The 6,318-nt window shown below is 69.5% G+C and carries 6 protein-coding genes; 3 read left to right on the top strand and 3 right to left on the bottom strand.

Going from position 1 to position 6,318, the window contains the following annotated elements:
* Positions 1-206: 206 nt before the first annotated feature.
* Entirely contained in the window at positions 207-863 is a 657-nt protein-coding gene (locus tag FW784_RS03250; RefSeq protein ID WP_149351929.1) for a DUF1345 domain-containing protein, read from the bottom strand.
* A gap of 256 nt (positions 864-1,119) precedes the next feature.
* Here FW784_RS03250 and FW784_RS03245 point away from each other — a divergent pair, with 256 nt between their 5' ends.
* Positions 1,120-1,791, top strand: a complete 672-nt coding sequence (locus FW784_RS03245; RefSeq protein WP_149351928.1) for a DsbA family oxidoreductase — start codon at positions 1,120-1,122, stop codon at positions 1,789-1,791.
* 174 nt (positions 1,792-1,965) lie between these two features.
* Positions 1,966-2,148 carry an oxidoreductase-like domain-containing protein gene (locus FW784_RS03240; RefSeq protein ID WP_235893553.1) on the top strand — a complete coding sequence of 61 codons (183 nt, stop codon included), beginning with the start codon at positions 1,966-1,968 and terminating at the stop codon, positions 2,146-2,148.
* Between the two features lie 149 nt (positions 2,149-2,297).
* Here the strand turns inward: FW784_RS03240 and FW784_RS03235 are convergent, their stop codons facing one another.
* On the bottom strand, positions 2,298-3,347 hold the full coding sequence (locus FW784_RS03235; RefSeq protein ID WP_187770652.1) for a GGDEF domain-containing protein: 1,050 nt from the start codon (positions 3,345-3,347) through the stop codon (positions 2,298-2,300).
* Positions 3,348-3,771: 424 nt separating this feature from the next.
* Positions 3,772-5,481, bottom strand: coding sequence for a hypothetical protein (locus tag FW784_RS03230; RefSeq protein WP_149351925.1), 1,710 nt, complete (start codon positions 5,479-5,481; stop codon positions 3,772-3,774).
* A gap of 196 nt (positions 5,482-5,677) precedes the next feature.
* On the opposite strand from FW784_RS03230, the gene FW784_RS03225 reads away from it, so the two are divergent.
* Positions 5,678-6,223: a DUF2058 domain-containing protein gene (locus FW784_RS03225; RefSeq protein WP_149351924.1), complete on the top strand. Its 546-nt coding sequence runs from the start codon at positions 5,678-5,680 to the stop codon at positions 6,221-6,223.
* Positions 6,224-6,318 lie beyond the last annotated feature (95 nt).

Here is a 6,318-nt window from a genome sequence, read left to right as displayed (position 1 = left end):
CGATCGCCGAGCTGCCGTTCGCCGCGGGCACCGTTCTGCTCGGCGACGGCGTGGTCCGCCGCAACGGGCCGTTGCTCGTGGGCGTGGCAGCCGTCGGTGCGCTGGCGATGCTTGCCGCCGGTGCGCTGCTGCGGCGACGACTGCGACCACCGCCTGACGCGCGGTGATGCATCGAAGCAGCGCAGACATGCACGCTGCGAAGGCCCTCACCCAGCCACGACGCCCGCGGCGATGTTGATCGCGAAGCCGAGAACGGCGACGTTGAAGAAGAAACTCAGGACCGTCTGCGCGAGCGCGGTCTTGCGCAGGCTCGGCGTCATGATGTTCACGTCGGCCGTCTGCGACGCCGCCGCGATGGTGAACGAGAAATACAGGAAGTCCCAGAAGTTCGGGTCGAGTTCGCCTTCGGGGAACTGCAGTGCGGGCTTCGTGTGATCGCCGCGGTAGAACATGCGCGCGTAGTGGAAGGTAAACAGCGTGGCGACGAACAACCACGTGCCTACGACGGTCGCGCCCGTGAGCAGGTAATGCGGCGCGCGCTCCGACAACGGCATGCCCTTGGCCTTCGACAGCTCGAGCACGATGGCGGCCAGGCTCGCCGCGGCCGCCAGCGAGAACACCAGCAGCACGACCGGCCCGCTCTCGTCTTCCTGGCTTGCGATCCGCCGCACCTGCTCGCTCGTGGCGGTCATCATCAGCCACCCCATGAGTACCAGGTAGATCCACACGGCCGCGTCCCAGCCCACCAGTAGGCGCGTGATGACATGCAGCGAGTCCGGAAGCAGGGCGGCGATCACGGCGCCGACGGCCAGCGAGGACACCAACCGCGGTCGCGCACGTACCAACTTGTGAAGCGGATGCATCGGGTCGTCGCCTCGGGTCACTGGACTGGCGGCAGAGTGCCACGGAGTGCGGGGGAGCCATCAGCCGAGGCGACGCGCGGTTGCCGGGCTTGGAGGGAACGGCGGCGCATCGACGTCCGCCCACCTCCACGCTGTACGCGGCGCCGTCTGCATCGCCGCACTTCGTGAAGCGGGTGCCCGCGCCTGCGCTCTCATCGGCCGCCGACGCGTGCCATGCTTTCATCGGCGTCTCGACGCAGCGCAGGCGTGTGCAGGCATGAACAGCTTTGCGGGCCCGGAGCCCATCCGAATCGATTTCGTCTCCGACATCGTCTGTCCGTGGTGTGCGATCGGCCTGGCGGCGCTGGAGCAGGCAATCGCGCGGGTCGGCGACGATGTCCCGATCGAGCTGCACGTGCAGCCCTTCGAATTGAATCCCGACATGGCGCCCGAAGGCGAGGACATCGACGACCACCTGCGCCGCAAGTACGGGCTGTCCGATGCACAGCTGGCGCAGAACCGCGACGCCATCCGCGAACGCGGTGCGGCCCTGGGCTTCCGCTTTACCACTGGCGCGCGCCGGCGCACCTACAACACCTTCGACGCGCATCGCCTGCTGCACTGGGCGGCCGCGGAGGGCCACCAGCTGGCGCTGAAGCACGCACTCCTGCGCGCGTATTTCACCGACGGCGAGGACGTGAGCAACCACGACGTGCTCGTGCGGCTTGCCGCCAGCGTGGGGCTGCCGGCGGAGCGCGCCGCTGCGATCCTCGCGTCCGACGACTACGCCGACGAGGTGCGCGGGGACGAACAGGCGATCCTGCGCGCGGGCATCAACGCAGTGCCGGCGATCATCTTCGATCGCGAGCACCTCGTCTCCGGCGGGCAACCGATCGAGGTGTTCGAACGCGTCCTGCGGCAGGTCGCACATGGGCGGGGCGTAACTTGAGCAGCCGTCCCGGCGGGTTTCGAACGCCTCTGGCCCGAGGCATCGCTGTGGCGCGGCTCGTTTCGGCACGAGGCGCACGAACGCGCCGTCGTCGCTCGGATGCATCGGACGAACGCGGGCGATCCGAAGCTCGACGGTCTTGAAAGACCTGCGGCCCGGCCGGATCTACCCGTTGTGAACGACCAAGCCGACCCGCGTCCGCTTCCGCCGGAGAAGCCCCTACCGGGCGACTGCTGCGGCGGCGGGTGCGCGGTCTGCGTCAACGACGCCTACAACGACGAACTCGACGCCTACCAGGCGCGGCTGGCGGCGTGGTTGGCGCGCCATCCGGATGCATCGGGCGGCGACGCCAGGTAACCGCGTGCGTGGGCGGAGCCGATCGAAGCCTGTGGGAACGCGCCGGGCCGCCGTCTGGCGACGCCATCAGGTGAACAGGGGTGCTACCCACTCCCGGCGTCAGGTCAGGCGCACGAGCCCGGCGTCACTCGCGTCGAGGCAGTCGCGAATTACGCACCGATTGCGAGGTCCGCGACCTGCGCGCAATCGCCGTCGAGCGCCTTGCTCGCATAGAGCGCGCGGTCCGCGGCACCCAGCAGGTCGCGACGCGCGCTGGTGTCGCTGACCGCGATGCCGATGCTGAGCGTGATGCCCGCCGTGCCGGCTTCCAGCATCAGGGCCGCGAAATGCTGGCGTATGCACGCCGCGACTTCGAGCAGGTGGTTGACGCCATGGTGCGTAAGCACCAGCGCAAACTCGTCGCCGCCGAGGCGCGCGGCGATATCGGCACTGGTCGACGCCGCGCGGAGCGAGGCAGCGAGCGCGATGAGCACCGCATCGCCGGCCGCGTGGCCGGCGGAGTCGTTGACCCCCTTGAAGCGGTCGACGTCGATCAACAGCACGCCCAGACGGTAGCCGCGTCGGCCCGACCGCGAGAGTTCTTCCTCCCAGCGCGCGTTGAACGACCGGCGATTGAGCAGCCCGGTGAGCGAGTCGGTATTGGCCAGCACTTCCAGCGAGCGCGCGATCTCGCGGTGCTCATCGACCTCGCGCCGTGCATGCCCGACATCGCGCGTGGCCGCTTCCGCACGTGCCAGCGCAGCGGCCAGCTGCACCCGCGTATCGATCTGCTGACGCAGGCTGGTGGCGATCAGTTCCATCGACGCGATCTGGTGATCGCTCAGTTCCACCGCGCGTGCGCTGCTGCCGCAGACCGTGCCGATGGTGACGTCGCCGCACAGGATGGGCACCGCAAAGAAGCTGCGCATGCCGAGTGCCGCGGCGGTTTCCGAGCCGGCGATCTCGGCGGTGACGTCGGCGCTGTGCGGGCGGCCGGCGAGGAACATCGAACGGCACATCGACCGGCTCCAGTCGATGCGGCTCCCTTCGGCCACGGTGATCGCGCCGGTGTTGAGGCTGAGGACGACGTCCTGCGCCTGGCTCTCCCAGTCGATCGCGGTGATGAACGACGTCTCCATGCCCGTGAGGTGCTGCACAAGCTGCAGCAGCGGTCGGCCGGTGTCGGCGAGCAGGTCGTCGGTGCTTGGGGGCGCGGTCATGGCTGCTCGGCTTGCGTGGGGCGGGCGCCGGGGCACCCGTGCTCGTGGGATCACGCTCGGCAATGGCCGACCCGAGCGCTGCGTCCATGCCCAGCGCATTACACCACCCCGCTGACGCCATATGGATGGGCGGCATCCCGTATCGCGAGGCGCCCGGGCTCCTGCAGGCGAAGCGCGCATGCGCGCGGACGAAAGCACGGACGCTACCCAGGGTATCGGCAACGGTCGGCGCCGCCGTAGGCGACGTGGGACGCAAAAATCGCACAGGCTGCAGTCGTGCGCGCGGCCTTAGCCCGACGGCGCGCGACGCAATCGCGTGGGTTCGGGTGTGCCCACGACCGAGCGGCGGCCGTCGTCGCCACCACCGCGTTGGCTGCCGCCACATCCGCACGCGCCTGCGGATGTGGCTGCAGTCGGCCGTCTGCTATAGGCCGCGCACGCGCTGCCCCATCACGTCGCGCAACGTCGGTTCGCCGACCTGCGGCACCGCTATGGCTGCGCTCGCCTCGCGCCCGACGGGCTGGGCCGACACGCCCACCGCGCCCTCGCCGCGATCGAGCACCGCGCCGGTCCGGACGTCGTACACCCGGGTGACGAGTCGGGCGCCGTCGGCGACGCGGCCGCGTCGGATATCGGCCTGCAACCCCTTCACGCGCAGCGGTTGATCGCGGCGCACCACCGCGCGCTCGCGCGAGATCAGTTGCGGGCGCTGGTTGGGTGCGGTCAGCCAGGTGGCGACGATCACCTCGCGCTCGTCCACCACCCACAGCCGCCAGTCATCCCAGATCGGGATCACCACGATGTCGCAGTCGAGGTTGGCCGGCCCGTCATTGCGCTTCATGCGCCACAGCTCGCGACCGTGCGTGCCGTCGTCCGCGCTGAAGAACAGCATGTCGTCGACCTCGACGGCCCGCGTCGGGAACGACCCGGCATACATGCCGGCGCCGGGCGGCATGATGTCGCGCACCAGCGTGGTGGTCGTGCCGTTGAACAGGTAGGGCTCGCTGCTGGTCCAGTCGTCATAAAAGCCGCCGAGGTACAACGAGCCGACGGCGCTATACGGGCTGAGGCCTACCGCGCCGTATGGCACGCCGCCCGCACCGCCCGGCAACAACTCGAGCGAGGTGCCGTCGTAACGGTACAGGCCTGCGCCGCCGGTGAAGTAGAGCTTTCCCTTGAAGACGTTGAATTCGGCTGGCTGGCTGAAGGACGACGCGTGTTTGGTAAGCCCGGCTACCTTCATCGGCGCGCCGCTGCCCGTGTATTTCCACAGCTCGTCGGCAACGAACGGCGCATCGGCGGGAACGACGGTGCCGAAATAGAGCGCGTCGCCGTAGGCGCCCAGGTCGAAGCCGTACGTGGTGAAGTTTCCGTCGGGCACGAGCTGTGCGACCTGCGTTGCCCCGTTGCCATCGAATGCCCACAGGCGATAGTTCGCGCCGACTGCCTTGACGAAGTAGAGGCGGTTCTTGAAAACCACGAACGGGTGCGCGCCGATGTCGTCGGTGACGAACGAACCCACCGCGGCATTCGCGCCACCGGCCAACTGCACAGTCGCGCCGTCATAGCGCCACAGGCGGTCGACCCCATCCGCGGCGCGGACGAAATAGAGCTTGCCGGCGTACACGATGAGCGACCTGATCACGACCTTCTGCGATGCGGCGCCCGCGTCGGGGTCTGCTGCAAGCGTCACGGTCGTGCCGTCGGTGCGATACACGACGTCGTGGCCCGGCGAGCTCTGCGCGGCGAAATACAGCGCGCCGTCATACGTCGCGAACGCGTGCGGTTCGGAACCTGCAGTGCCCGCGGCAATGTCGCTGACCAGCGACGGCGCGCCGGTGCCGACCCGCCAAAGTTCGGCACCGTGCGTGCCGTCGTCGGCCTGGAAATAGAGCTGGCTCTTGAACTCGGTCATCAGCCCATTGACCGACGAGAGCCCGAACACCGGATGCGTCGAACCCGCAGCGCCGGGATTGAGGTCGGCGACCATCGCGGTGGACGCGAGCGCGTCGCCGGTCTTCGGATGGCAGTGACGCATCGTGTAGGCACGCGCGGGGCTGGCGAGCAGCAGGCTCGCGGCCGCCAGCGAAACGGTGGCGGCGGACAGGGCCGTGTGGCGCAATGACGGGCGCATGGTGGAGTCCTCGTCGAGTCGCCGCGGAGTGCGGCACGGCAAGGCTGGGCGCGGACTGGGTCCGCGCGGGTCAGGGCTGTGCCCGCCACCGCGTAGGACTTTTCCGGCGCCGATGGACGGGCCGTCGACTGCGTCGGGAGCGACCGCAACAGCGCGGGTCACCGCCGCCTGCGCCCGACGCGACTAGACTGCCGGCATGCGAAATCCCCTTCAGGACCAATTGCTCAAGGCCGGCCTGGTCAAGAAGGCGCAGGTCACGCAGGTGGCGCGCGAGCAGGCCCGGCAGCGACAGGGCAAGTCGGCACCCGCGCCCAACGAGCAGCGCATCGACGCCGAGCGGGCGCGCGTCGAGCGCGTCGAGCGCGACCGCGCACTGGCTGCCGAACGGAATGCGCAGGCGCGTGCGCACGAGCAACGTGCCCAGGCGCGGCAGATCGTGGTGACGCAGCGCATCGTGGCCCCCGGCGAGATCGCGTACCGCTTCGCCGATGGCGAGGCCATCCGCTCGCTTCTCGTCGACGCCGCATCACGCGCGCAGCTGGCCAGCGGCGCGCTGGTGATCGCGCGCCTCGACGACGGCTACGCATTGCTGCCGCGCGCCGCCGCCGAAAAGGTGCGTGCACGCGACGCGTCGATGATCGTGCTCGATCACGCCGCGACGGCAGACGGCGCAACCGCAACCGCCGACGGGGACGACGCCTACTACGCCCGGTTCAAGGTGCCGGACGACCTGATCTGGTAGCGCGTCGCTGGGTTGCAGGCGTAGTCCGGTATGAACGCGCTGCGACGCCCGTCGAAGTGGATCAGCGCGACGGCCCGTTGCCCTGGGCCGTCGTG

The organism is Cognatilysobacter lacus (genome assembly GCF_008274655.1).
GTDB lineage: Bacteria > Pseudomonadota > Gammaproteobacteria > Xanthomonadales > Xanthomonadaceae > Cognatilysobacter > Cognatilysobacter lacus.
The sequence above is the reverse complement of the archived record's forward strand: the minus strand, read 5'-3'. Positions and strand labels throughout refer to the sequence as shown.